Here is a 25,725-nt window from a genome sequence, read left to right as displayed (position 1 = left end):
ACGCACGCTCATGAAAGCAAGACGCACCCCCCGCTCCGGGGCCGTCCCGGCCGGCATCGCCGGGACGGCCCCGGGCGTCCGCGAACGAGAGACCGCGTCCCACGCCAGGCTTCGGCCGCTGCCGCTCGCGGCGGCGGTCGCGCTGCTCGCGGCGACGCTGCTGGCCGGTGTGCTGGTGGGCGCGGCCGGGCTGCCCGCCGGCGGGGTCCTGAAGGCGCTCGCCGACACGATCCCGTTCGTGCACGTCGACTCCGGGTTCGGGGTCATCGACGAGAGCGTGCTGCTGGAGTTGCGGGTGCCGCGCGCCCTGATGGCGGCGCTGGTCGGCGGGATGCTCGCCATGGCCGGCGCCGGATACCAGGGCGTGTTCCGCAACCCGCTCGCCGACCCGTACCTGCTCGGTGCGGCGGCCGGGGCCGGGGTCGGGGCGACGCTGGTGATCGTCCTCGTGCCCGGCGATCCCGGTTACGGCGTGCCGCTCGCCGCCTTCGCGGGCGCCGTCTGCGGCGTCTTCCTGGCCTACGCGCTCGGCCGGACGGCGGGTCGCGACGGCGCGGCGACCCTGGTGCTGGCCGGGGTCGCGGTGTCGTCGTTCCTGGCGGCGGCGCAGACGTTCATCCAGCAACTGAACGCCGAGGAACTGCAGCGGATCTTCTCCTGGCTGCTCGGCGGGGTCGGCTCGGCGGACTGGCGCCAGCTGGCCCTGGTCGCCCCGTACGCGCTCGTCTCCACCGTCGTCCTGCTGGCGCACGGCCGGCTCCTGGACGTGCTGAGCGTCGGGGACGAGGAGGCGGCGAGCCTCGGGCTGTCGGCGGCGCGGGTGCGGCTGACCGTGCTGGTCGCGGCGTCGCTGGCGACGGCGTCGGCGGTGGCGGTGAGCGGGCTGATCGGGTTCGTCGGCATCGTCGTGCCGCATCTGGTGCGGCGCCTGGCGGGCGGCTCCTACCGGGTCGTCCTGCCGCTGTCGCTGCTCGGCGGGGCGGCGTTCCTGGAGGTGGCGGACCTGGTGGCGCGGACGGTGATCAGCCCCGGGGAGCTGCCGCTCGGCGTGGTGACGGCGTTCGTCGGCGGGCCGTTCTTCGTGGTGGTGCTCCGCGCGTCCCGCAGGGCGGTGGAGACGTGACCGTGCGGGTGCGGGACCTGGACGTGGCGCTCGGCGGCCGGCCGGTGCTGGAGGGCGTGTCGCTCGACGTCCCGGCCGGGTCCTGGACGGCGATCATCGGGCCGAACGGCGCCGGGAAGTCGACGCTGCTGCGCGCGGTCCTCGGCCTCGTGGCCTCGCGCGGCGAGATCAGCGTGGCGGACGAGGACGTCCAGCGGCTCAAGCCGCGACAGCGGGCCCGGATGGTGGCCTATGCCGCGCAAAGCCCGAATCTCCCCGCCGGGATGACGGTGTTCGACTACACCCTCCTCGGCCGTTCCCCCTACATCCCGCACCTCGGCCGGGAGAGCGCCCGCGACCGGGCCATCACCGCGGACGTCCTCGACCGTCTCGACCTCAGCGCGTTCGCGGGGCGCTCCCTGGATCACCTCTCCGGCGGCGAGCGGCAGCGGGTGGTGCTGGCGCGCGCGCTGGCGCAGCAGACGTCCGTCCTCCTGCTGGACGAGCCGACGAGCGCGCTCGACATCGGGCACCAGCAGCAGGTCATGGAACTGGTCGACCAGCTGCGGCTGTCCGACGAGCTGACCGTCGTCACCACGATCCACGACCTGACCCTCGCCGGCCAGTACGCCGACGCCCTGGTCCTCATCTCCGAGGGGCGGGTCGCCGCGGCGGGCACGCCCGAGCAGGTCCTCACGCGCCCGACCGTCGAGAAGCACTTCGACGCGCGGGTGCACGTCACCACCGGCCCCGGCGGCCGGCCGATCCTGTCGCTGGAGCGTCCGTGAACATCGAGACCGTATGGCGCGAAGAGGACGGGAAGCGCCTCGCGGCGACGCTGTGGCGGGCCGGCGACGGGTACCGGACGATCTCGTCCGCGATGCTGGGCGGCGGCATCCGAACGGCCCGCTGGGTGCTGAACGCGCAGGTCGCGGGCGCCTACTCGCGCACCGACCCCGCCGTCCACCTGGCCGAGCTGGCCGCGGCGTACGGGCTGGAGGGGCCGGGCGTCGGGATGCTCACGGCCGCCTCCGTCTCCCGCACGATGCGGCGGGACGACGAGGGCGTGCACGTGTCGGCGACGGTCGGGCTGCGCGTCCCGACCTGGGCCGCGGCCCCCGCCGGGGCACCCGACCCCGAGCTCGCGCCGCTGGACGGGACGTCCCGGCCCGCCTGGACGCCGGGGACCGTCAACATCGTCGTCGCCGTGCCCGTCCCGCTGGACGACGCGGCGCTGGTGAACGCGGTCGTCACCGCGACGGAGGCCAAGACGCAGGCGCTCCTGGAGGCGGGTTACCCGTGCACGGGCACCGCGTCCGACGCCGTCTGCGTGGCGGCCGCGACGGGCGCGGAGCCGGAGGTCTTCGCGGGGCCCCGCTCGACCTGGGGCGCACGGATCGCCCGCGCCGTCCACGCCGCCGTGCACGCCGGGGCGCTCGATTACACCCGGTATCTGGACTCCCGCGACTAGGCCGGCCGCCGTACCACCCCGGTGCGGTACGACGGCCGGTTCAGGGCCAGTGCAGTGTGTGGGGGTTGGGCCTCACCTCCTACTTGCGCGTCACTCCGCCGGCAGGGCACTCGGGCGGCAGGGCACTCAACCGGCAGGGTGCTCAGCCGGCAGGGTGCTCAGCCGGCAGGGTGCTCAGCCGGCGTGGGGCAGGCGATGTCCGTTGCGGTTCGGCGGGCCGGTGCGGTTGAGCGGGCCGATGCGGGGGTCGGTGGCGAGCGGGTCTCCGCCGTCCAGCAGCGATCCGCCGCCCCTCGGCGCGTCCATCGGCGGCAGCGGATGCAGCCCGGTCGGCGGCTCCCGGTCGACGGCCGGACGCGGGCCGGTCTCGTAGGGATCGGTGAGCGCGGTGAGCGCGTCGACGCGGCGGCGGGCCCGGTCGGCCTCCACGCGCGCGGCGTCGCGTTCGGCGGTCAGCGCCCGCACGGCCGAACGCAGCTCCTCCGCGGTGCGCGCCAGCCGCCAGTTGTGCTGCTCCAGCTCGCGGGCCCGCGCCTGGATCTGGTCGCGGTCGGCGACGGCCTGCCCGCGCTTGGCCTCGGCGTCGCGGACGGCGGAGCGCAGGTCCTCGGCGGTGCGCTCGGCGGCGGCGGACTCGACGCGCTGTCCCTCGACCAGCGTCTCGGCCTGCGACACCCGCCCGTGCAGGGTGACGAGCTCGGACCGGGCGCTCTCCAGCGAGGCGAGCAGTTCGCCCTCGCGGGACGCCACGCGGTCGCGGTCCCGTTCGGCGGCCAGGCGGGCGGCGGTCGCGCCCTCGGCCTCGTCCCTGGCCTCCTCCGACTCCCGCCGGGCGGCGTCCCGTTCGGCCGCCAGCCGCCCGGCCTCGGCGCGGGCGGAGGCGGCCTCCTGCTCGGCGGCCTCGGCGCGGGCGCGGGCGGTGGCCGTCTCTCGCCACGCCAGCTCGGCCTGCCGCTGGGAGGCGTCGCGCTCGCGCTGCGCGCTCGCGACGTGCCCGGCGGCCTCGGCGCGGGCGTCGGTGGCCCGCCGCTCGACGCCGGCGACGCTCAGCTCCGACATCAGCGAACCGGCGAGCCGGTCGGCGGCGCTCTCCAGCCGGTCGACCATCTCCCACGCCCAGGCGACCTGCCCGGTGAGCCCCGGGGACGCGAGACCCCGCTCGCGGTTCTCCCGCGCGGCGCGCTCGCACGCGCCGTCGCCGTCCTGGCAGTAGCGGACGGTGCGGGCGCCGCGCACCGGCTGCGGCACGGGCCGTCCGCAGCCGGCGCACGGCCAGACCGCGACCGGGTCACCGGGGCGTGCGATCCCGGCGCGGTCGTCATCGCCGGCCGCGCGCCCGCCAGAGTCGGCGCCGGGCGCGGCCTCCTCCTCGGCGTAGGCGTCCGCGTGGGCGGCCGGGTCGGTGATGACGGGAAGGTCGGTCTTCGTCGGGGCGGCGGAAGGCGGGTCGACGTCGTCGAGCGGGGCGACCTTCTGGTCCTTCATGTGCCGTTGTACGCACGGGCTTCCAGAGGCGTTCGACGTTTCCGCGGGCGACTTCGAGTCCCGCTCGTCCCGGCGGGCTCAGCCCGGCCGTTCCCCCAGGTAGTCCTCGCGCACGCGGCGCCGGCTGAGTTTGCCGGACGGGGTGCGCGGCAGCGATTCGCGGAACTCCAGGCGCCGGGGGTGCTTCAGCTTCGCCAGCCGGGGCTCGCAGTGGGCGAGCAGGTCGGCGGCCAGTTCCTCGCCGGGCTCGGCGCCCTCGGCGGGCTCGACGAGGGCGACGACGCGCTGCCCCCAGTCGTCGTCGGGCACGCCGATCACGACGGCGTCCCCGACCGCCGGGTGCTGCAGCAGCACCGACTCGATCTCGGCCGGGTAGATGTTGACGCCGCCGGAGATGATGAGGTCGGTGCGCCGGTCGCTCATGTAGAGCCAGCCGTCGTCGTCGAGACGGCCGAGGTCGCCGGGCGTGTAGAAGTCGCCGCGCATCGAGGCGGCGGTCTTGTCCGGGTCGTCGTGGTACTCGAAGCCGGGCTGCCCGCTCGCGTAGATCAGGCCGGTCTCCCCCGGCGGCAGCTCGGCGCCCTCCGGGTCGAGGATCTTGATCTGGACGCCCTCGACCGCGCGTCCGACCGTCCCGGGGTGGGCGAGCCACTCCTGCGGGGTGGCGACCACGACGGGGCCGCTCTCGGTGGAGCCGTAGTACTCGTAGAGGACGGGCCCCCACCAGTCCATCATCCGCTGCTTGGTCTCCAGCGGGATGGGCGCCGCGGTGTGGAAGACCTGCCGCAGCGACGACACGTCGTACCGCGCGCGGACCTCGTCCGGCAGCCCGAGCATGCGGTGGAACATGGTCGGCACCATGAGCGAGTTCGTGACGCGGTGCCGCTGGATCAGCTCCAGGGTCTCCTCGGGCCGGAAATGGGAGGAGATGACGACGGCGTGGCCCAGGCTGAGCGCCATCAGCGAGTGGACGCACGGCGCCGAGTGGTACAGCGGACCGACGACGAGGTGGACCTCGTCGTCGCCGGGTTCGAGGCTCAGGTGCCGCATCAGCGTCTGCCGCATGACCTCGAACACCAGCTCGGGCGGGATGTCCATCAGCGGCCGCCGGACGCCCTTCGGCCGTCCCGTCGTCCCGGACGTGTAGAGCATCACCGACCCCATCTGCCGCTTTCCGGGCGGGTCGGCGCTGCCCGCGGCGCACAGCCCGGCCATCGAGCGGTAGCCCTCGGCCGGGTCGGCGCTCACCCGCCCCGCCGCGGGGAGGCCCGCCTCGTCGGCGGCGCGCGCCACCTGCCCGGCGAACCCGCTCTCGGTGACGACGGCCTTGGCTCCGGAGTCGGCGAGGATGTAGGCGATCTCGGGCGTGGCCAGGTGGCGGCTCACCGGGACGAGGTAGAGCCCCGACTGCATCGCGGCCAGCATCACGGTGAGGAACTCGCGCCGGTTGCCGAGGACGGTCGCCAGCGCGTCGCCGGGACGCAGGCCGATGTCGCCGAGCGCGTGGGAGAGACGGTTCACCTCGGCATGCAGTTCGCCGTACGTCACCGGTCCGCCCGGGGCGAGCACGGCACGACGTTCCGGATGGTTCTGTGCGATCTGGTAGAAGCCGACATCCTCGACACTCATGCGGCGCTCCTCTGTGCGGATCCGGCGGCCGGGCGATATCGGTCCATCTGACCCGTCTTGCTGGCGGTCCGTCAAGGAGGTCGGGCGCGCGGGCGGGGCGGAGATCGACCGCCCCCGGCCATCGAACCGCCCTGACCACGATCGTCCGATTACGTATCATCGGGTGTCAGTGCCGGGGGGCCGAGAACCGAGACCTACGCGGCGATGGGGCGTGCATGACGGGACCGCACGAGGGGGACGGCGGCCGGTCGCAGTCGTCGCGGCGGCAGGACGGACTTCCCGGCTGGTTCCGCGGATTCATGCAGGTCATGTTCCTCGACCTGTGCTCCACGGTGATCGTCAGCCTCGGGGTGACGCTCGTCCACGGCGCCTTCTGGCTGAACGCGGCCATCACGCTGCTGGTCATCGCCCTGCTGACGGCGGGCCTGTTCGTCTTCTACCCGGGCATCGCCCACGACGTCCTGGAACAGGTGTCGACGACGCTGCGCCGAGGCGGCGCGACACTCGCGTGGGGGCTCGGAGGCGCCGCGGTGATGGCGCTGGTCCTGCTCGCCTGCACCGGCGCGTACCGGCTCCGCGCGGACGCGGGCTCGTGCGGTCAGCCCCTCGACCTGCGGGTGCTGACCGCGCCGGAGACGCTCACGCCGCTGCGCGCCGCCGCGGCCGAGTTCGCGAACGACAGCGAGGACGGCGGCTGCCGCAAGTACAGCGTCACCGTCGTCCCCGAGTCCGGGCCCGTCCCGCTGTACGACGGGTTCCGGCTGCTGTGGCGGCGCAGCGAGGCGGCGGACGCGGGCCACGCCGACGGCCAGCAGCTGTTCGGGCCGCAGCCCGACATCTGGATCCCCTCGTCGACGGCCGAGTACGACTTCGTGCCCAAGGGGCCGGGCCAGACCGGCGCGGCGGGCCTGAGCGGCGGGGCGCCGCCCGCGAAGGGCGACCCGGTCTTCCGCGTGCGCGGCTCGGTCGGGTCGTCGCCGCTGGTGCTGGCGCTGTTCACCAAGGCGCACGAGTCCGTGGCCGACCCGATCGCGGCGCCGATCGCGCCGGGCACGGCGGCGCTGCTGGAGCGGGTCGCGGACGCGGGCGTGAAGCTGACCGCGATCGCCCGCCCCGTCCCCGAGACGTCGGCGGCGGCGCTCGCCGTCACGCCCGCGCTGTACGCGGCGACGCCCGGCGGCGACGCGGAGGACGAGCGGTTCGCCGAGCCCGCCGACCTGGTCGCCCCGGACGCGGTGTCGCTGCTGTGCCGGTTCCGGGAGCGGGCCGCCGCGCAGAGTTCCGAGCCTCCCGACGACCTCGCCGTGGCGGTCCCGGAGCAGGTGCTGCACGACTACGACATGGGACGGCCGCTCGGCGACCGCTGCGGCGCCGTCGACCCGGACGCCGCCCCGTACGCGGGGTGGCGCCTGCACCCCTACTACGCCACGGACCTGCCGACGCTCGACTACCCGTTCGTCCAGGTCAGGTGGCGCGGCCAGGACACGCGCGAGCGGAACGCGGCGGTCGCCGCGTTCCGCCGCTGGCTGGACCGCGACCCGCTGACCCTGCAGGGCTTCCGCGACGACCGCGGCGTGATCCCGCCGGCCCGCGAGGGCGACACCCGGCACTATCATCTGTCGCGGCTGCAGAGCGTCGTGGGCAACCGCGTCATGCCGTCCGCCGTGGGGCTGCGGCGGCCGGAGGGCGTGCAGGACACGCTCGACCGCATCGGCGCGGCCCGCCCGCGGACGTCGGTGTCACTGCTGCTGGACGTGTCCGGCTCGATGGGCGGCGCGGCGCGGGCGCGCGGCGGCTCCCGGCTCGGGCGCGGGACGTCGTTCCTGCGCAGCCTGGTGTCGCAACTCCAGAGCAACGACCGCGCGGGCCTCCGGGTGTCGTCGGCGACGGCGTCGCCGACGGGCGCCGAGACGTTCGGGAACGTCCCCCGGGACGCGGCCTCCCCGGAGCAGCAGAACGCGATCACGAGCCGGCTGCAGGCGGTCGCGTCCGGCGGGGCCGACCAGCCGCTCAGCGACGCGATCGCGGCGGCCGACCTCGGACCGGGCCGGCAGAACCTCATCCTCGTCACCGACGGGCAGATCTCCGCCACGAACCCGGCGCTCGCGTCGCGGGTGAAGTGGCTGGCGGGCGAGTTCCGCGGGCGGCATCCGGGGCTGCGGCTGACGGTGGTGCTGACGGGCCCCGCGACGTGCGATTCGTCGCCCGTGAAGCAGATCGTGGCCGCGCTCGCCCCGAAGGACGGCAGGGGGTGCGTGGCGCTGACCGACGCGCCCGAGGCCGAGCAGGCAGCCGAACTGCTGTCGGAGCTGCGATGACAGGGAAGCGGTTCCTCCCGCACAGCCCCGGGGCGTGGATCAGCACCGCGGCGGGGGCGGCGCTGGTGCTGGTCGCGTGGCTGGTCGTGATCCTGTGGCCGGACGCGTCCTATCCGGCGATGAAGGCCGACTGCGACCGGTCCGAGCTGTTCGTCGCGGGCGGCACGGACGTCAGCCTGAAGAACCAGCGGCGCGCGCTGATCCGGCAGTGGAACGAGGGCCTCCGCCCGGACGGGAGCCCGCACCCGCACGCCACGCTGGTCGAGGTGTCGGAGTCCACCGACCTGCAGCACAGCCAGATCAAGGCCGTGCAGGAGTCGGGGAGCTGCGCCTACGACGTCCTGATCACGGACAACACGTGGACGGCGCAGTTCGTCGACGCCGGCTACCTGCGCCCGCTCGACGGCATCGACGATCTGGACGACTTCTTCCCCGCCGCGCTGCGGACGGGCGAATGGGACGGCGAGCAGTACGCCGTCCCGTTCAACGTGGACGTCGGGCTCCTCTACTACCGGGAGGGCGCGGCGCTGCCGACCGCGTGGCAGGGGCTGCTCTCGTCCGACGTCGCGATGCAGCTCGCCGACTATGAGGGGCTGACGGTCAACGCGCTGGAGTCGGTGTGGAACGACGGAGGCGCGGGGCGGCTCACCGGTGAGGACCGCCCGAGCGAGGACGAGCTGCGGTCCAAGGTGTATCCGGCGCTCACCCGGCTGGCTCCCCGCGCGCGCGGATCGCTGGCCGCGTCGCGGCAGTACGGGGAGTTGCAGAGCATCGAGGCGTTCGCGTCCGGGACGAGGCTGATGCGCAACTGGCCGTACGCGTTCTCGGCGCTCGCGTCCGAGCCCCGGATGCGGGACGGCGCGCGGCTGCGGTTCGGGGTCACCGCGCTGCCGGGCCGCACCGTCCTCGGCGGGCAGAACCTCGCCGTGTCGCGGCACTCCCCGAACCCCGGCGACGCCGCCGATCTCGTGGAGTTCCTGAGCGGGACGAGCAGCCAGCGCCTGTTGTTCTCCTGCGGCGGCTTCGCACCGGGCCGGTACTCGGCGCTCGGCCTGTCGCCCGGGCACCACTCCCCCGCCGACGTGAAGGTGCCGGCGTGCTCGACCCTGACCGGGGAGCCGCCCGGGCCGGGCGAGGTCGAGTTGCCCACCGAGGCGCAGCTCGGCCAGCTGGGACGGGCCGTGGTGACCGCGCTGGGCCGGGCGGAGCCGCGCCCGGTGACGCCGCACTACAGCACGTTCACCGGCACGTTCCGCGGCTGCGTCCAGAAGATCTTCGACCGGGCGGGGACGGACGCCGAGGCGTTCGCCCAGGCGGTCGGGCGGTCCCTGGACGGGCGCACGGCGTCCTGCTAGCGGGCCCCTGGTAATCAGCGGCTTCGGGTCAGCGGGCGCCTTCGAGGGCGGCGCGGGCCATGGCGTGCAGGAGGTCGCCCATGGCGTCGCGGTCGAGCCCCGCGGCGCTGCGCGGGGTGGAGTTGAGCAGGCCGAAGCAGGCGTGGACGGCCGCGCGCGTCCGGTCGTCGGGCAGGCCGGGGGCGAGGCGGCGCAGGACGGCGACCCATTCCTCCACGTAGGCGCGCTGCAGCCGGCGGACGCGGTGCCGCTGCGGTTCGGGGACGTTGTCCAGCTCGCGCTCGTGGACGGTGATGAGCGCGGGATTGTCGAGCGCGAACGCGATGTGCCAGCGCAGCAGCGCGTCGAGGGCGCGCCCGGGGTCGGGGCCGGCGGCGCGGCGCACGCCCTCGGCGAGCAGCCGCTCGCTGATGTCGAGGAGCATCTCGGCGAGGACGGCCTCCTTGCCGCTGAAGTGCCGGTACAGCGCCGGGCCGGTGAGCCCGACGGCACGCCCGAGGTCGCCGATGGACACCCCGTGGTAGCCGCGGCGCGCGAACAGCTCGGCGGCGGCGCCGAGGATCTCGGCCCGGCGCGGGTTCGGCGGGCCCTGCGGCCGCGGGGCGCCGAGCTCCCCGGTCCGTCGGGAGGTCATGCGGGCAGTCTAGACTAGGGTTGTTAATGCCCGTTAACATCGGCATTGTTAATGAGCGTTAACCGGGAAGGGGGGTCATGGGCGGTACCGAGATCGGCTCCCGCGCCGACGTCGCGGGCGAGGCGTTCAAGGCGAGCGCCGCGCACAACGAGGCCCTGGTCGCGGAGTTGCGCGAGCGCATCGACCGGGCGGGGCGCGGCGGGCCCGAGCGGGCCCGCGAGCGGCACGCCGCGCGCGGCAAGCTGCTCCCCCGCGACCGGGTCGACACGCTCCTGGACCCCGGCTCGCCCTTCCTGGAACTGTCGCCGCTGGCCGCGAACGGCATGTACCGGGACGAGGCGCCGGGCGCCGGGATCATCACCGGGATCGGCCGCGTCTCCGGCCGCGAATGCGTGATCGTCGCCAACGACGCCACCGTGAAGGGCGGCACCTACTATCCGGTCACGGTGAAGAAGCACCTGCGCGCGCAGGAGGTGGCGCTGCACAACCGGCTCCCCTGCCTCTACCTGGTCGACTCGGGCGGCGCGTTCCTGCCCCGGCAGGACGAGGTGTTCCCCGACCGCGAGCACTTCGGCCGCATCTTCTACAACCAGGCCACGATGTCCGGGCAGGGCATCCCGCAGATCGCGGCGGTGCTGGGCTCCTGCACGGCGGGGGGCGCGTACGTCCCGGCGATGAGCGACGAGGCCGTCATCGTGCGCGGCCAGGGGACGATCTTCCTCGGCGGGCCGCCGCTGGTGAAGGCCGCGACCGGCGAGGTCGTGACGGCCGAGGAACTCGGCGGCGGCGAGCTGCACTCCCGCACGTCCGGGGTGACCGACCATCTCGCCGAGGACGACGCGCACGCGCTGCGGATCGTCCGCGACATCGTGTCGACCCTCGGGCCGCGCGAGCCTCGCCCGTGGGACGTCGAGCCGCCGGAGGAGCCGTCCGCCGACCCGTCCGAGCTCTACGGGATCGTCCCGCCCGACTCGCGAACCCCCTACGACGTGCGCGAGGTCATCGCCCGGATCGTGGACGGCAGCCGGTTCCAGGAGTTCAAGAAGGAGTACGGCGCCACCCTCGTCACCGGCTTCGCCCGCGTCCACGGGCACCCGGTCGGGATCGTCGCCAACAACGGCATCCTGTTCGGCGAGTCGGCGCAGAAGGGCGCGCATTTCATCGAGCTGTGCGACCGGCGCAGCGTCCCGCTCGTGTTCCTGCAGAACATCACCGGGTTCATGGTGGGGCGCGAGTACGAGGCGGGCGGCATCGCCAAGCACGGCGCGAAGATGGTCACCGCCGTCGCGTGCGCCCGCGTCCCGAAGTTCACCGTCGTGATCGGCGGCTCGTTCGGCGCCGGCAACTACGCGATGTGCGGCCGGGCGTACTCGCCGCGCTTCCTGTGGATGTGGCCGAACGCGCGCATCTCGGTCATGGGCGGCGAGCAGGCCGCGAGCGTCCTCGCGACGGTCCGCCGCGACCAGATGGAGGCGCGCGGCGAGCAGTGGCCCGCGGCCGACGAGGAAGGGTTCAAGGCGCCGATCCGCGAGCAGTACGAGGCGCAGGGCAACCCGTACTACTCGACGGCACGGCTGTGGGACGACGGTGTGATCGACCCGCTCGACACCCGGCGCGTGCTGGGCCTCGGGCTCTCGGTGGCAGCCAACGCACCGCTGGAGCCGGTCGGCTACGGCGTCTTCCGGATGTGAGGGTGTTGATGTTCGACAGCGTGCTGGTCGCCAACCGCGGGGAGATCGCCGTCCGGGTGTTCCGGACCCTGCGGCGGCTCGGCATCCGTTCCGTGGCGGTGCACACCGGCGCCGACGCGCAGGCCCGGCATGTGCGGGAGGCCGACGAGGCCCGGTGGATCCCGTCCTATCTGGACGTGGACGCGGTGATCTCGGCGGCACTGGATTCCGGAGCGTCGGCCGTCCACCCGGGGTACGGGTTCCTCGCCGAGAACACCGCGTTCGCGCGGGCGTGCGGGGAGGCGGGGCTGGTGTTCATCGGCCCGCCGGCCGGGGCGATCGAGGCGATGGGCGACAAAATCCGCGCGAAGCGGACGGTGGCGGCGGCCGGCGTCCCCGTCGTTCCAGGACGGGACGAAGCGGGCCTCTCGGACGCCGAACTGGAGGCCGCCGCGCTGGAGGTCGGGCTCCCGGTCCTGCTCAAGCCGTCCGCGGGCGGCGGCGGGAAGGGCATGCGTCTCGTCCGGGACGCGGCGGACCTGGCCGAGGCGATCGCGTCCGCCCGCCGCGAGGCGCGCGGGTCGTTCGGCGACGACACGCTGCTCGCCGAGCGGTTCGTGGAGAACCCCCGGCACATCGAGATCCAGGTCTTCGCGGACGCGCACGGCGGCGCCGTCCACCTGGGCGAGCGCGAGTGCAGCCTGCAACGCCGGCACCAGAAGATCATCGAGGAGGCGCCGTCGCCGCTGCTGGACGCCGCGTCCCGCGACCGGATGGGCGCCGCCGCCGTCGCCGCCGCGCGGGCCGTCGGGTACGTGGGCGCGGGGACGGTCGAGTACATCGTCTCCGCCGACCGCCCGGACGAGTTCTTCTTCATGGAGATGAACACCCGGCTCCAGGTCGAGCACCCGGTCACCGAACTGGTCACCGGCCTCGACCTGGTCGAGCTCCAGCTCCGGGTGGCGGCCGGGGAGCCGCTGCCGTTCGCGCAGGACGACGTCCGCCTGGACGGGCACTCCATCGAGGCCCGCGTCTACGCCGAGGACCCGGCGCGCGGCTTCCTGCCCACGGGCGGACGCGTGCTGGCGCTGACCGAGCCCGAGGGCGTCCGCGTCGACTCCGGGCTCGACGCCGGCACCGAGGTCGGCGGCTCCTACGACCCGATGCTCGCCAAGGTGATCGTGCACGGCGCGGACCGCGGCGAGGCCCTGCGCCGCCTCGACCGGGCGCTCGCGTCGTACACGCTGCTGGGCGTCCCGACGAACGTCGCGTTCCTGCGAGCGCTGCTCCGGCACCCGTCCGTCGTGTCGGGCGATCTCGACACCGGCCTGGTCGAGCGCGCACTCGACGACCTGGTCGCGGGCATGTCCGTCCCACCCGAGGTCCTCGCCGCCGCCGCGCTGGAACGGATGCGGGCGCTCGAATCCGGCCCCGGCGGCACTCGGGACCCGTGGGACGTCCCGGACGGCTGGCGTCCCGGCGCGCACGCCTGGGCGCCGTGGATCATCACCCCGTCCGGCGGCGACCCGGTCGAGGTCCGCGTCCAGGGGCGGGCCGCGTCCGCCCGCGTCGCCGTCGGCGGCGACCCTCCGGTCACCGCGGCGCTGAGCAGCCCGTTCACCCTGACCTACGCTGGAAGGACGACCTCCTTCGAGGCCGCCCGCGACGGCGATACCCTGTGGCTCGGCCGGGGCGGGCAGGCGTGGGCGCTGAGCGAGCACGTCCGCGCCGAGAGCGGCGCCGCGTCGGCCGCCGCCGGCGACGGCGTGCTGCGCAGCCCGATGCCCGGGACGGTCCTCGCCGTCAAGGCGGCCGAGGGCGACCGGGTCGGCGCCGGGCAGCCGCTCGTGGTCGTCGAGGCGATGAAGATGGAGCACACCGTCACGGCGCCGATCGCCGGCGTCGTGGCGAAACTGCCGGTCCGCGCGGGCGCGCAGGTCGCCCTCGACGCGGTGCTGGCCGTGATCGAGGAGGCCCGATGACCGCAGCGGAGCGAGGATCGTCGGAACTCCCCACACGAGGGTCCGGGGGTCGCCCCCCGGAAAGGAGGGCATGACGATGCGGGTACCTCTCTCCGGCCTTCCGGAGCGGGTCGCGATCTACGAGGTCGGCCCCCGGGACGGGCTGCAGAACGAGAAGGCCGTCGTCCCGGTCGACGTGAAGTCGGAGTTCGTGACCCGGCTGGCGGACGCGGGACTGCGCACGATCGAGACCACCAGCTTCGTCCACCCGAAGTGGGTGCCGCAGCTCGCGGACGCCGAACAGCTCCTGGACGTCCTGCCGCGTTCCCCGCAGCTGCGCTACCCGGTTCTCGTCCCGAACGAGCGGGGTCTCGAACGGGCGCTGTCCAACGGCGTCACCGAGATCGCCGTGTTCGGCAGCGCGACCGAGACGTTCGCCCGCCGCAACCTCAACCGCACGGTGGACGAGTCTCTCGCGATGTTCGCTCCGGTCGTGGAACGCGCGCGCGCCGAGGGCCTTTGGGTGCGCGCCTACGTCTCGATGGTGTGCGGCGACCCCTGGGAGGGCGACGTCCCCATCTCGCAGGTGGTCTCCGTGGCGTCCCGCATGATGGACATGGGGTGCTCCCAGCTCAGCCTCGGCGACACCATCGGCGTCGGCACGCCCGGCCAGGTCACCGCGCTCATCGAGGCACTCGTCGAGGCGGGCATCGGCACCGAGCGGCTCGCCGTCCACTTCCACGACACCTACGGGCAGGCCCTCGCCAACACCCTCGCCGCGCTCCAGGCCGGCGTCACCGTCGTGGACGCCTCCGCGGGCGGCCTCGGCGGCTGCCCGTACGCGGAGAGCGCCACCGGCAACCTGCCCACCGAGGACCTCGTCTGGATGCTGGACGGCCTCGGCGTCGACACCGGCGTCGACCTCGGCAAGCTCGTCGCCACCAGCCGCTGGATGGCCGGTCATCTCGGCCGCCCCAGCCCGTCCCGCGTGGTCCAGGCCCTCGCACCGGAGTGAGCGGCGCCGCCTGGACCGACGCGGCGCGCCCCGGAGCGTGCAGCGGCGGGAGCGAGGAACGAGCGACCAGGACGACGAGGCCGAGTTGGTCGGCGGAGTCGGTTGGTCGGGCCAGACGAGCGGCGCGAAGAGGCGCCGCGAACCGGAGCGCCGGAGGCGCGACCATGAGTAGGGAGTGGTCCCAATGATCGACTTCACGCTCGACGACGAGCAGGAGGAACTGCGGCGGACGGTCGAGCGGTTCGCCCGCGAGAGCGTCGCCCCCGTGATCGGGGACCTGTACGAGCGCGGCGAGTTCCCGTACGAGATCGTCGCGGCGATGGGCAAGATGGGGCTGTTCGGGCTGCCGTTCCCCGAGGAGCACGGCGGCATGGGCGGCGACTACTTCGCGCTCTGCCTCGCCCTTGAGGAACTCGCCCGCGTCGACTCGTCCGTGGCGATCACGCTGGAGGCCGGCGTCTCGCTGGGCGCGATGCCGATCCACCGGTTCGGCTCCCCCGCGCAGAAGGAGCGGTGGCTGCCGCGGCTCACGTCCGGGGAGAAGCTGGCCGCGTTCGGGCTGACCGAGCCGGGCGGCGGCTCGGACGTCCCCGGCGGCATGCGCACCACCGCCCGGCTGGACGGCGACTCCTGGGTGATCAACGGGTCGAAGGCGTTCATCACCAACTCCGGCACCGACATCACCGCGTTCGTCACGGTCACCGCGTTCACCGGCGAGAACGAGATCTCCACGATCATCGTCCCGAACGGCACCCCGGGCTTCACCGTCGGGCGCAAGTACTCCAAGGTGGGCTGGTCGTCGTCCGACACCCGCGAGCTGTCGTTCGACGACGTGCGCGTCCCCGCCGAGAACCTGGTCGGCGAGCGCGGCCGGGGCTACGCGCAGTTCCTCCGCATCCTCGACGAGGGCCGCATCGCGATCGCCGCGCTGTCGGTCGGCCTCGCCCAGGGCTGCGTGGACGAATCGCTCCGCTACGTCCGGGAGCGGGAGGCGTTCGGCAAGGAGATCGGCCGCTACCAGGCCATGCAGTTCAAGATCGCCGACATGGAGAGCCGCGCCCACACCGCACGCCTGGCCTACTACGCCGCCGCCGCGAAGCTGCTGCGCGGCGAGCCGTTCAAGAAGGAGGCCGCGATCGCCAAGCTGGTCGCCTCCAACGCCGCGATGGACAACTCCCGCGACGCCACGCAGATCTTCGGCGGCTACGGCTTCATGAACGAGTACCCCGTCGGCCGCTTCTACCGCGACGCGAAGATCCTCGAAGTGGGCGAGGGCACCTCCGAGGTGCAGCGCATGCTGATCGCCCGCGCCCTCGGCCTCCCGCCGAGCTGACGCGACGGCCCGCCGGCCGGCCCGCGGGTGCGGGCCGGCCGGCGGGATCGGCGCTCGGGCCGTGCCTTCAGCGGATCTTCGAGAAGTCGAGCAGCGTCGTCCCGTCCTTGCTCGTGAGGAAACTCTGCGGGTCGCGGTCGTCTCGCAGCGTCCCCATCACCTCGTTCCCCCGCCGTATCCCGGTGTCGAGCAGGGTGCCCGTCTCGATGTCGTACAGGACGTGGGTCTTCGGCCGATCCACGGCCAGGACACGATCCCGAAGCCTTCGCTGCCGGGGACCTGCACGGGCGCGCCGCCCCTCAGCGGCACCTTGTACACGCCGTCGCTCATCCCCCAGACGATCGTGTCACCGTCGATGAGGAGCGTGGACACGCCGTTCCCCGGCAGCCTGGTGATCTTGTGTGCGGCGCCGCCGGCGACCGTGGTAGCGCAGGACCAGCACCGCGCGCTGCCGCCGGGGAAGCGCCGTCAGCGCCTCCCGCAGCCGCGGGTCGTGCTCGGCCCGCTCCAGGCCGCGGTATGTCACGCCGTCGTCGTCCAAATGGCCCGTCCTTCCTTCGACCCCAGGACGCGCGGGGCCCCGAAACTGTTGCACCGGCCCTCGGGCGGCGGTGCGCGGTAGGGTCGGCGGATGCTGCTGCGCGCCTATGGGATCGCCCGGTCGCTGGTCATGTACCACGGGGTCCCCGGCTGGCATCGGCGCGCGTCCCGCCTCTACGGCGAGTTCCTCGGTCCCGGTGACGTCGCCTTCGACATCGGCGCCCATGTGGGCGGCCGGGTGCGGGTGTGGCGGGGTCTCGGAGCGCGGGTGGTGGCGGTCGAGCCGCAGCCCGACTGCCTGCGCGTCCTGTGGCTCTTCTTCGGCCGTGACCGGGAGGTCGCGATCGTGCCGGGTGCGGCGGGGGCGGAGCCGGGACGGGCGCGGCTGGCCATGTCCACGGCGACGCCGACGGTGTCCTCGATGTCGCCCGGCTGGATCAGGGCCGTGACGACCGACAGCAGCTTCGCCCGCGTCCGGTGGGACCGTTCGGTCGAGGTCGAGGTGACCACGCTGGACGCGCTCATCGCGGCCCACGGGGTGCCGGCCTTCTGCAAGATCGACGTGGAGGGGTTCGAGGCGGACGTCCTCGCGGGGCTCTCCCGGCCGGTCCCGGCACTGTCGTTCGAGTACATCCCGTCCGCGCACGACGCGTCCATGGAGGCGCTGCGCCTCGTGGAGCGGCTCGGCCCGTACGAGTACAACTACTCCCCCATCGAGACGATGCGGCTCGCCGCCCCCCGATGGCTCGACGCGTCCGAGCTGCGGCGGCGGTTGGAGCGCATCCGGCCGCGCGGCCGCTCCGGCGACGTCTACGCCCGGCTGCGCCCGGCGCCTGGAGGGCCGGCCTCGGCGACCTGATCCGGCGGGGCGGGGTCGCCGGGGAGCCGGTCGCGGCCGAGCGGGCGTCCCCCGGCACGGCGCGGACCGATCGCCGCCGCGACCGCCGCTCGCCGCCGATCAGTGGTCACCGGACGACTCCGGCGACGACCGTGGTCACCATCCTGTGGACGGCGGAACGCTCCGGCGGGCCGCCGGTCCGGTCGGTGAACAGGAGGTGCGCGGCGCCGATCAGGGTCGGGGCGAGCGTCTCGACGTCGGCGCCCGGCGCGAGGCGGCCGAGGTCCCGCTCGGCGGTGAGGTAGGACTCGATCACGGCCACGGCCTCCGTCAGGGCCGGGACCCCGGCGGGCCAGGTCCGCCGCAACCGGACGCGCAACTGGGTGCGGAAGGTGACGAGCGGGACGATCGCGACGGCGACCGACGCGAACAGGGCCGCCAGCGCGCCGGTGAGGTTGTCGGCGACCGTGCCGGTCCCGGCGAGCTCGCGCAGTGCGGCGGCCTGGGGGTCCATCCGGCCGACACGGTCGATGACGAAATCGGCGAGGAAGGCGTCGAAGTCGTCGAAGTGCCGGTGCAGGACCCCCTTGGCGACTCCGGCCTCCGTGGTGACCGCGCGGCTGGTCAGCGCGGCGGGACCGTCCCGCAGCAGGATCCGCTCGGCGGCGTCGAACAGTTGCTCGCGCACATCCCGGAGAGCCACCCCTGTCGGCATCGCGCACCCCTTCCCTGGACGAGTGGGCGCGTGCCCACTATGGTGGGCGCATGCCCACTCTATCCAACGAGCCTCATCACCAGCGGCAGATGGCGGAGTCGTTCGGCGCGGACGCCGACCGCTACGACCGGACCCGGCCCGGCTATCCGGACGCCCTCGTCGCGCGCCTCGCCGCCGGAGGCCGGGACGTCCTCGACGTCGGCTGCGGGACGGGCATCGCGGCCCGGCAGTTCCAGGCGGCCGGGTGCCGGGTGCTCGGCGTCGAGCCCGACGAGCGGATGGCCCAACTGGCACGGCGCACCGGCATCGAGACCGAGATCGCGACATTCGAGACGTGGGACCCGGCCGGGCGGACGTTCGACACGGTCGTCGCCGGGCAGGCGTGGCACTGGGTGGACCCGGAGGCCGGCGCGGCCAAGGCGGCGCAGGCCCTGCGGTCAGGAGGCCGCCTGGCCGTGTTCTGGAACGCGTTCCAGCTACCGTCCGGCTTGAGCGAAGCCATCTCCGCGGTCTACCGCCGTGCGGTGCCCGACTCGCCGATCGTCCAGCGCGCGATGTCGGTCGGCTCGGAGGCCTACACGGCGCTGAACGTCACGGCGTCCGACGGCATGCGGCGGACGGGCGCGTTCGGCGAGCCCGAGGAGTGGCGATTCGGCTGGGAGCGCCGCTACACCCGGGACGAATGGCTGGAGCAGGTGCCGACCTCCGGCATCCACGGCCGGCTTTCACCGGACCAGCAAACGGAGGTGCTGGCGGGCATCGGCGCCGCCATCGACGCGGTGGGCGGCGATTTCACGATGAGTTACACCACCGTGGCGGCCGTGGCGACCCGCACTTCGTGAACGAACGCGCCCGGTCGTCAACGAACGCCGGAGTCGTACTCCTTCGCGACCGCTTCGCGCACCGCCGGGGCGACCTCCTGTGCCCAGCGGGCCAGGGTGACCGGATCCTGCGTCCCGCCCTCGGGCGAGAAGAGCGTGAAGCCCGCGGCGTCGTGGTCGAGAACGGCCTTTGTCAGCTCCTCCGCCCACTGGGCGGCGGATCCGCCGATCCAGCGCCGGTCGCGGTCGCGGACGGCGGGCAGCGGCCGGTCGGTGATGCGCCCGGGAAGGTTGAAGACCGTCCGGATCTCGCGCGGATCGCGGCCCGCGGCCGCCGCGGCCTCGTCGATGACCGGCCGGGACGTCCGGTAGCGCTCGCTGTGCCAGTCCGCGCCGTGACCGGGGATCCAGCCGTCGGCCACCCGTCCCGTGGCGGCCAGGGATCTGCGGCCGACCGATCCCGTCCACACGGGCGGCGCGGCGACCGGGGCCGGCTCGATGCCGTTCACCCGGTAGTGGCGGCCCCGGTGGGTGACCGGCGGACCGCCGCCCGACAGCTTCCTGACGAGGACGATCGCCTCCTCGAAGGCGTCCACGGCCTCGCCCGGCGACAGCCGGGGCACTCCCATGTCGGAGATCCGGTCCCACAGCCCGCCCGCGCCCATCCCGAGGACGACACGGCCCCCGGAGAGCGCCGACAGCGACGTCACCGTCCGCGCCAGCATGGGCGCCGGCCGGGTCGGCAGGTTGGTGACGTTGGCGAGGCCGGCGATGTGCCGGGTGCGTCCGAGGATGAATCCGAGCGAGGCGTAGGCGTCGAGGCGCTCGCCGATGTAGGGGTGGTCCGACAGCGAGAAGTGGTCGAGACCGTCACGGTCGGCCTGCCGCGTGATGCTCAGCAACTCGGCCATGTCCTCGATGCCGCCGTGCGCACCGAATCCGAAGACAACGTCCTGTGCCGCCATGGTTCCACGCTCCCGAGATGAGATTGAGTTCGCACTACGAACGATAATAGTTCGTTACACGAACTGCAACTCGCGCGGGCGGCCCCGCGGTCTCAGTGCTCGCGCGCGGCCCCTTCACCCGGCTCCAGGAAGACGGCCGGGACCTCGTTGTCCAGGACGACGCGGCCGAGCAGGCCGCCGAGCGCGTCGCGTTCGGCGGGGCTGAGCCCGCTCGACAGCCTCTCGACCCGGCGGCAGGTCTCGGCATAGAACTCGTCAACGAGACCCCTGCCCTCCGCGGTCAGCGCGACCCGGACGGCGCGCATGTCCTGCGGGTCAGGCTCACGCTGGACCAGGCCGTTGCGTTCGGTGCGGTCCACCAGGCCGGTGAGGCTCGACTTGGCCAGGCCCAGCATCGCCCCCAGTTCGCTCATCCCCCGCGGCTGCGCCATCAGCACGCACAGCAACTGCCCCTGCTGCGAAGTGATGCCGTACTCCCGTGCCGACTCGGCGTAGACCGCGTTCACCAGGAACGCGCCCCGAACGAGCGCCCCCACGACACCGATCCGCCCATCATCATTTTTGCCCACCCGCCAAGCGTACCCTCTTAGTTCGCGCGACGAACTAACGCCGGACGTCGACCCGCCCCGGCGCCTGCGGGACGTTGGCCGCCCGCATCAGGGGATGGCAGGGTTCATGCCGTGCGTCACACCGGGTTCGAGCCGGTGTCGAAGAAACATCTGTGTCTGCTAGAAAATCCCGGACGCTTGCAGGCCCAACGACGGGTGGCACATGGAACCCCTGCATCCGGGCGATCCCCGGCGGATCGGACCGTACGAGCTGGAAGCCCGGCTGGGTGCGGGCGGCATGGGGCAGGTGTTCCTCGGCGTCTCGCCCGGCGCCCGCCGCGTCGCGGTCAAGGTCATCCGCGCCGAGCACGCCGAGGACGAGCGGTTCCGGCGGCGGTTCGCCCGCGAGGTCGAGGCGGCGCGCCGGGTCGGCGGTTTCCACACCGCGCAGGTCGTCGACGCCGACCCCGAGGCCGAGTCGCCGTGGCTGGTCACCGCGTTCATCCCCGGGCCGTCCCTCCAGCAGTCGGTCGCCGAACGCGGGCCGCTCGACCCCGAGGCGGTCCGGGAGCTCGCGGCCGGGCTCGCCGAGGGCCTGGCCGCGATCCACGCGTGCGGGCTGGTGCACCGCGACCTCAAGCCCGGCAACGTCATCATGGCGGCGGACGGGCCCCGGATCATCGACTTCGGCATCGCCCGCGCGACCGACGCGACCGCGCTGACCTCTCACAACGTGGTGGTCGGCACCTACGCCTACATGTCGCCCGAGCAGGTGCTCGGCGACGCGCCGGGGCCCTCGGGCGACGTGTTCTCGCTCGGCTGCGTGCTCGCCTACGCCGCGACCGGCGCCGGCCCCTTCGACGCCACCTCCATCCCGGCGATCGTCCACCGCCTCCTGCACGAGGAGCCGGACCTCTCGGGGCTCCCCGGCGACCTGAGCAACATGATCGCCGCGTGCCTGGCCAAAGATCCCGAGCGGCGTCCCCCGCTGGACGCGCTCATCACCGCGCCGAAGAGCATCGAAGCCCCCGCCCCGCGACCGGCGGGCACGCCCCTGCCGGACGACGCGGTCGGCACGCACGCCAACGCGACGCTCGTCGCGACCCGGCGGCAGGACGCCCCGGCCGTCGCGCCGCCCGGCCCGGCCCCCGTCGGCCGGCGGGCGCTGCTCATCGGCGCGGGCGCCGCCACGGCGGTCGCCATGGCGGGCGTCCCGGCCGCGCTCTTCCTGACCCGGGGGGACGGGGAGCGGAAGGCGGCCGCGCCGCCCGCACCCGCGCCCCGTCCGGACGGCCTGCTCTCCCCCAGCGGCTCGCTCACCGCCGAGAAAGTCGAGACCCTCGACGAGGTCGCCATCACCTCCGACGGCCGGACCATCGCCGCCGGGGGCCTGGACTCCACGATCACCCTGTGGGACGTCGCCACCGGACGCGTCCTGCGCACGATCGAGAAGACGGGCTGGGTGAGCGCGCTCGCGTTCAGCCCGGACGGCCGGTCCGTGGCCAGTTCCTGCAGCACCCCCGGCCTCCTGCTCATCTGGGACGCGGCCACCGGCCGCATCAAGGTGAACGTGCGGAGCGGCGAGTTCGGACTGAACTCGCTGGCCTACAGCCCGGACGGCCGCACGATCGCGGGCGGCAATCCCGACGCCCAGCTCTTCGACGCCGCCACCGGCCGCAGGCTGGCGACGTTCGACCTCCGCAACAGCGGCGTCAACGCGGTCGCCTACAGCCCGGACGGCAAGCTCGTCGCGGTCGGAGTGGACGGGTACTACAACAAGCCGCCCGGCAACACCGTCCAGCTCCTCGACGGCCGGACGCTCCGCAGGCGCGGCCAGCTGGTCGGCCACACCGCGAACGTCACCGGCGTGGCGTTCAGCCCCGACGGCACACGGCTGGCCAGCAGCAGCGCGGACAAGACCGTCCGGATCTGGAACGTTGCCACTAGGCGCACCGTGGCCGTCATCAAGGCGGGCGAGGCGACGGTGAAGGACACCAAGTTCTCCCCGGACGGCTCGTCCGTCCTCGGCGCCTGCTCCGACCGGACCGTCCGGATCTGGAACGCCGCCACCGGCGCGCTCACCGCGACTCTCGTCGGACATTCCCAGCCCGTCTCGAAGGTCGTCCTCACCCCGGACGGCCACACCGTGGCGGGCGTGGGCAGCAGCAAGCCGGACGGCACCGTGACTCTCTGGAAGGTCTGATCAGTGGATCCGCTGCGCGACGACGACCCTCGGCAGGCAGGCCCCTACCGGCTGGAAGGACGGCTCGGCGCCGGGGGCATGGGCGAGGTGTTCCTCGGGGCCTCGCCGAGCGGGCGCAAGGTCGCGGTGAAGGTCGTCCGCGCCGAGTACGCCGCCGACCCCGGCTTCCGCCGCCGGTTCGCGCGCGAGATCGAGGCGGCCCGCAAGGTCGGCGGGTTCCACACGGCTCAGGTCGTCGACGCCGACCCCGAGGCCGAATCGCCCTGGATGGTGACCGCGTTCATCCCCGGCCCGTCCCTGCGGCAGGTCGTGCTGCGCCAGGGTCCGCTCGCACCGCCCGCGGTCCGCGAACTGGGCCGGGGCCTCGCCGAGGGCCTGGCCGCGATCCACGCGTGCGGGCTCGTCCACCGCGACCTCAAGCCCGGCAACGTCATCATGGCGCCCGACGGCCCCCGGATCATCGACTTCGGCATCGCCCGCGCGGCCGACGCGACCGCGCTGACCTCGACCGGAGCGGTCGTCGGCACGTTCTCGTTCATGTCCCCCGAGCAGGTGCGCGCCGACGTCACCGGCCCCGCGAGCGACGTGTTCGCGCTCGGCTGCGTCCTGGCCTTCGCGGCCCTCGGCCGCGGCCCGTTCGACGCGCCGACCATCCCCGCGATCGTCCACAAGATCGTCGGTGCGCCGCCCGACGTTGCCGGCCTGACCGACCCGCCCCTGCGCGAGCTGATCGCCTGGTGCCTGGAGAAGGACCCCGCCCGGCGGCCGTCCGTCCAGGAGGTCCTGACCGGGCTCGGCGCCGGACCGCCGCGCCGCCTCCCCCGCCGCGCCGTCCTGCTCGGCGGGGCGGCCGCCGCGGCGACCGCCGCGGTCTCCGTCCCGACCGTCCTGCTGTGGCCCTCGGACGCGCCCGCCGCCAGGCGGAACGCCCCGAAGACCCCCATCGGCACGCCCACGCGGATCACCCTGCCGAGTTCGGAGGTCGCGATCTTCGACCTGGCGTTCTCTCCCGACGGCAGGACGCTGTGGGGCGCGGGCTACTCCTCGATCCTGCGCTGGGACCTGTCCACCGCGCAGGTCACCACCCGCAAGGTCGAGGACTACGACAAGACCTACAAGCGGCCCATGGCGTTCAGCCCGGACGGCAGGATCCTCGCCACCTGCGGCGGCGACGGGGCCGTCCGCCTCTGGGACACGGCGTCCGGGCGGATCCGCAAGACCATCACCGACCTGCCGGGCGGCCAGGCGCTCGCGTTCAGCCCGGACGGCCGGTCGCTCGCCGGCGGCAGCGTCGACCACGTCCAGATCTGGAACACCGTCACCGAGAAGCTCCTCCCGAGGAAGTTCGCCTACTACGCCAACGCGCTGGCCTTCTCCCCGGACGGGCAGACCCTCGCCGGTGTCCAGGCCATGTCGTCGGCACGCTTCACCCTCTGGGACGTCTCGAACGGCGACGCCACCGAACTCGCGCCGCTCTATGCCACCGAGATCCCGTGCCTCGCCTTCAGCCCGGCCGGGGATCTGATGGCGGTCTCCACCGGCGGCTACTACGGCTTCGAGCTACGCGAGGCGTCCGACGGCCGCCTCAAATCCACCATCAAGGACCTCAAGGGCGAGGTCCAGGCCATGGCGTTCAGCCCGGACGGCGACACCCTGGTCACCGCCGACGAGAAGAACGTCCGCCTGTGGCACGTCCCGACGGGCCGCAACACGGCGACGCTCCCCGGCGACTCCGACGACGACCAGTCCGTGACCTTCGCCCCCGACGGCCAGAGCTTCGCCACGACCAGCGGCGCCGGCACGACCCACCTCTGGACCTTCCGCTGACCCTCCGCCAGGCCAGGGGACGAGGCCGAGCGAACCGTCCTCGATGTCGCCGAGGAGAGGAAGCCAACGCGGACGGCGCGATGACCAGCACCCGCCCGCCCGCATCCTTGGAGTTATGCCTCCGCGGCTGCGGGTCAACAGAGCATCGTGCAGCACGTCGCCTGGCGGGCGCCGGAGCAGAGTCAGCGGGGGCGGGCTTCCAGGACGGCGAAGGTGGGGCCCTGGGCGGGGACGCCCGTCGGGTGGAGGCCGGCTCGTTGGAAAAGGGCCTCGTACTGGGATCGGGTGCGCTGGAGGCCGCCGGAGGTGATGACGAGCATCACCAGGTCCAGCCACTTCATGCGGGACGGGGCCGGACCTTCGCGGAGGAGGCCCTCGCACAGGAGGAGGCGGCCGCCGGGGGCCATGGCCTCGCGGCAGTTGGCGAGGATCTGGACGGCGCGGTCGTCGTCCCAGTCGTGAATGATGTGGCACAGGACGTACGTGTCGCAGCCGGACGGCACCGAGTCGAAGAAGTCGCCGGAGATCATGCGGCAGCGGCCGGCTGCGACGGCCTCGTGGAGCGGCCCTCCGGCGGCGTCCGCGACGACTTGCGGCAGGTCGTGGAGGACGCCCCGGGTGCCGGGGTGGGCGGCGAGGACCGCGGCGAGGACGGCGCCGTGGCCGCCGCCGACGTCGGCGATGGATTCGCCCGGGCCGAAGTCGCAGGCGGCGACCACGGGGGCGAGGAACTCGCCGGAGAGGGCGAGCATGGCCTCGTTCAGCGTCTCGCCGTCGGCGGGGTGGTCGCGAAGGTAGTCGAAGAGTTCCCGGCCGTGGACGTGCGCGAAGGCCGGTTCGCCCGTGCGGACGCTGTGTTCGAGGCCGTTCCAGGCTTCCCGGTGGAACCACGAGCCGATCATCAGGGCGTAGCCGCGGAGGGACGGGACGTCGCTGCGCAGCAGGTCGCCCAAGGGGGTGCCGGCGAAGAGCCCGTCCTCGCGTTCCTGGACGACGCCGACGTCGGAGAGGGCGCGGAGCAGGCGGTGGAGGGTCGGCGGGTGCACCCCGACTGCGGTGGCGATCTCTTCCGCGCTGCGGGGGCCGGACGTCAGCTGGTCGGCGACCCGCAGGCGCGCGGCCACGCTGATCGCCTGGGCGACCCAGCCGCCGGCGAGCAGGCCCAGCATCGACGCGGCCAGCGGGCTTTCGGGCACCTCGAATGTCATCGTTTCCCCCCTGCCTGCGTTGCTCTCAGTATTCATCATCGACCAGACGGTGACCAGCGGGCGGACTGTTTGGCATCGGCGATGAGT

22 protein-coding genes are annotated in these 25,725 nt (G+C 73.9%); 13 read left to right on the top strand and 9 right to left on the bottom strand.

Features of this window, described 5'->3' with window-relative positions:
• Positions 1 to 10 precede the first annotated feature (10 nt).
• From SM418_RS16425 to SM418_RS16415, 3 genes are read left to right on the top strand one after another with little or no spacing between them, the layout of a single operon-like run.
• Positions 11 to 1,123 carry a FecCD family ABC transporter permease gene (locus SM418_RS16425; protein ID WP_371941625.1) on the top strand — a complete coding sequence of 371 codons (1,113 nt, stop codon included), beginning with the start codon at positions 11 to 13 and terminating at the stop codon, positions 1,121 to 1,123.
• Positions 1,120 to 1,890: an ABC transporter ATP-binding protein gene (locus SM418_RS16420; RefSeq protein ID WP_371941624.1), complete on the top strand. Its 771-nt coding sequence runs from the start codon at positions 1,120 to 1,122 to the stop codon at positions 1,888 to 1,890. The genes SM418_RS16425 and SM418_RS16420 overlap by 4 nt, the downstream gene beginning before the upstream one ends.
• Before the next feature lie 2 nt (positions 1,891 to 1,892).
• Entirely contained in the window at positions 1,893 to 2,573 is a 681-nt protein-coding gene (locus SM418_RS16415) for an adenosylcobinamide amidohydrolase (protein WP_371941830.1), read from the top strand.
• A gap of 174 nt (positions 2,574 to 2,747) precedes the next feature.
• Here SM418_RS16415 and SM418_RS16410 read toward each other — a convergent pair whose 3' ends face one another.
• Both SM418_RS16410 and SM418_RS16405 read right to left on the bottom strand, forming a co-directional pair.
• A complete protein-coding gene (locus SM418_RS16410) occupies positions 2,748 to 4,058 on the bottom strand; it encodes a coiled-coil domain-containing protein (protein WP_371941623.1) in 1,311 nt (436 codons plus the stop codon).
• 78 nt (positions 4,059 to 4,136) lie between these two features.
• On the bottom strand, positions 4,137 to 5,687 hold the full coding sequence (locus SM418_RS16405; protein ID WP_371941622.1) for an AMP-binding protein: 1,551 nt from the start codon (positions 5,685 to 5,687) through the stop codon (positions 4,137 to 4,139).
• 215 nt (positions 5,688 to 5,902) lie between these two features.
• On the opposite strand from SM418_RS16405, the gene SM418_RS16400 reads away from it, so the two are divergent.
• Together SM418_RS16400 and SM418_RS16395 are read left to right on the top strand one after the other, a co-directional pair.
• Positions 5,903 to 8,005 (top strand): hypothetical protein, encoded by a 2,103-nt coding sequence (locus SM418_RS16400; RefSeq protein WP_371941621.1) that lies wholly within the window; start codon positions 5,903 to 5,905, stop codon positions 8,003 to 8,005.
• Entirely contained in the window at positions 8,002 to 9,360 is a 1,359-nt protein-coding gene (locus SM418_RS16395) for an extracellular solute-binding protein (RefSeq protein WP_371941620.1), read from the top strand. Before SM418_RS16400 ends, SM418_RS16395 begins: the two co-directional genes overlap by 4 nt.
• Before the next feature lie 28 nt (positions 9,361 to 9,388).
• On the opposite strand, the gene SM418_RS16390 is transcribed toward SM418_RS16395, so the two are convergent.
• Positions 9,389 to 9,994, bottom strand: coding sequence for an SACE_7040 family transcriptional regulator (locus SM418_RS16390; protein WP_371941618.1), 606 nt, complete (start codon positions 9,992 to 9,994; stop codon positions 9,389 to 9,391).
• A gap of 77 nt (positions 9,995 to 10,071) precedes the next feature.
• Here SM418_RS16390 and SM418_RS16385 point away from each other — a divergent pair, with 77 nt between their 5' ends.
• The 4 genes from SM418_RS16385 to SM418_RS16370 all read left to right on the top strand — a co-directional run bounded on the left by SM418_RS16385 (position 10,072) and on the right by SM418_RS16370 (position 15,973).
• Positions 10,072 to 11,685 (top strand): carboxyl transferase domain-containing protein, encoded by a 1,614-nt coding sequence (locus tag SM418_RS16385; RefSeq protein ID WP_371941617.1) that lies wholly within the window; start codon positions 10,072 to 10,074, stop codon positions 11,683 to 11,685.
• A gap of 8 nt (positions 11,686 to 11,693) precedes the next feature.
• Entirely contained in the window at positions 11,694 to 13,646 is a 1,953-nt protein-coding gene (locus SM418_RS16380; protein WP_371941616.1) for an acetyl/propionyl/methylcrotonyl-CoA carboxylase subunit alpha, read from the top strand.
• Positions 13,647 to 13,722: 76 nt separating this feature from the next.
• A complete protein-coding gene (locus tag SM418_RS16375) occupies positions 13,723 to 14,640 on the top strand; it encodes a hydroxymethylglutaryl-CoA lyase (protein ID WP_371941615.1) in 918 nt (305 codons plus the stop codon).
• 184 nt (positions 14,641 to 14,824) lie between these two features.
• Positions 14,825 to 15,973, top strand: coding sequence for an acyl-CoA dehydrogenase family protein (locus SM418_RS16370; protein ID WP_371941614.1), 1,149 nt, complete (start codon positions 14,825 to 14,827; stop codon positions 15,971 to 15,973).
• 67 nt (positions 15,974 to 16,040) lie between these two features.
• On the opposite strand, the gene SM418_RS16365 is transcribed toward SM418_RS16370, so the two are convergent.
• On the bottom strand, positions 16,041 to 16,214 hold the full coding sequence (locus SM418_RS16365) for a hypothetical protein (protein ID WP_371941613.1): 174 nt from the start codon (positions 16,212 to 16,214) through the stop codon (positions 16,041 to 16,043).
• Positions 16,215 to 16,319: 105 nt separating this feature from the next.
• Positions 16,320 to 16,514, bottom strand: coding sequence for a hypothetical protein (locus SM418_RS16360; RefSeq protein WP_371941612.1), 195 nt, complete (start codon positions 16,512 to 16,514; stop codon positions 16,320 to 16,322).
• Between the two features lie 90 nt (positions 16,515 to 16,604).
• On the opposite strand from SM418_RS16360, the gene SM418_RS16355 reads away from it, so the two are divergent.
• Positions 16,605 to 17,372 carry an FkbM family methyltransferase gene (locus tag SM418_RS16355; RefSeq protein WP_371941611.1) on the top strand — a complete coding sequence of 256 codons (768 nt, stop codon included), beginning with the start codon at positions 16,605 to 16,607 and terminating at the stop codon, positions 17,370 to 17,372.
• A gap of 106 nt (positions 17,373 to 17,478) precedes the next feature.
• Here SM418_RS16355 and SM418_RS16350 read toward each other — a convergent pair whose 3' ends face one another.
• A complete protein-coding gene (locus tag SM418_RS16350; RefSeq protein ID WP_371941610.1) occupies positions 17,479 to 18,066 on the bottom strand; it encodes a TetR/AcrR family transcriptional regulator in 588 nt (195 codons plus the stop codon).
• Positions 18,067 to 18,116: 50 nt separating this feature from the next.
• Here SM418_RS16350 and SM418_RS16345 point away from each other — a divergent pair, with 50 nt between their 5' ends.
• Positions 18,117 to 18,908, top strand: a complete 792-nt coding sequence (locus tag SM418_RS16345) for a class I SAM-dependent methyltransferase (RefSeq protein WP_371941608.1) — start codon at positions 18,117 to 18,119, stop codon at positions 18,906 to 18,908.
• 17 nt (positions 18,909 to 18,925) lie between these two features.
• Here SM418_RS16345 and SM418_RS16340 read toward each other — a convergent pair whose 3' ends face one another.
• Positions 18,926 to 19,852, bottom strand: a complete 927-nt coding sequence (locus tag SM418_RS16340; RefSeq protein WP_371941606.1) for an LLM class flavin-dependent oxidoreductase — start codon at positions 19,850 to 19,852, stop codon at positions 18,926 to 18,928.
• Between the two features lie 92 nt (positions 19,853 to 19,944).
• Positions 19,945 to 20,388, bottom strand: a complete 444-nt coding sequence (locus SM418_RS16335; protein WP_371941604.1) for a MarR family winged helix-turn-helix transcriptional regulator — start codon at positions 20,386 to 20,388, stop codon at positions 19,945 to 19,947.
• Between the two features lie 235 nt (positions 20,389 to 20,623).
• On the opposite strand from SM418_RS16335, the gene SM418_RS16330 reads away from it, so the two are divergent.
• Positions 20,624 to 22,603 carry a protein kinase domain-containing protein gene (locus SM418_RS16330; RefSeq protein ID WP_371941602.1) on the top strand — a complete coding sequence of 660 codons (1,980 nt, stop codon included), beginning with the start codon at positions 20,624 to 20,626 and terminating at the stop codon, positions 22,601 to 22,603.
• Positions 22,604 to 22,606: 3 nt separating this feature from the next.
• Positions 22,607 to 24,430 carry a WD40 repeat domain-containing serine/threonine protein kinase gene (locus tag SM418_RS16325; RefSeq protein ID WP_371941600.1) on the top strand — a complete coding sequence of 608 codons (1,824 nt, stop codon included), beginning with the start codon at positions 22,607 to 22,609 and terminating at the stop codon, positions 24,428 to 24,430.
• A 182-nt stretch (positions 24,431 to 24,612) separates the two neighbouring features.
• On the opposite strand, the gene SM418_RS16320 is transcribed toward SM418_RS16325, so the two are convergent.
• Positions 24,613 to 25,638: a methyltransferase gene (locus tag SM418_RS16320; protein ID WP_371941598.1), complete on the bottom strand. Its 1,026-nt coding sequence runs from the start codon at positions 25,636 to 25,638 to the stop codon at positions 24,613 to 24,615.
• Between the last annotated feature and the right edge of the window lie 87 nt (positions 25,639 to 25,725).

This window comes from Actinomadura chokoriensis (genome assembly GCF_041463665.1).
In the GTDB taxonomy this organism is placed as follows: Bacteria; Actinomycetota; Actinomycetes; order Streptosporangiales; family Streptosporangiaceae; genus Spirillospora; species Spirillospora chokoriensis_A.
The sequence above is the reverse complement of the archived record's forward strand: the minus strand, read 5'-3'. Positions and strand labels throughout refer to the sequence as shown.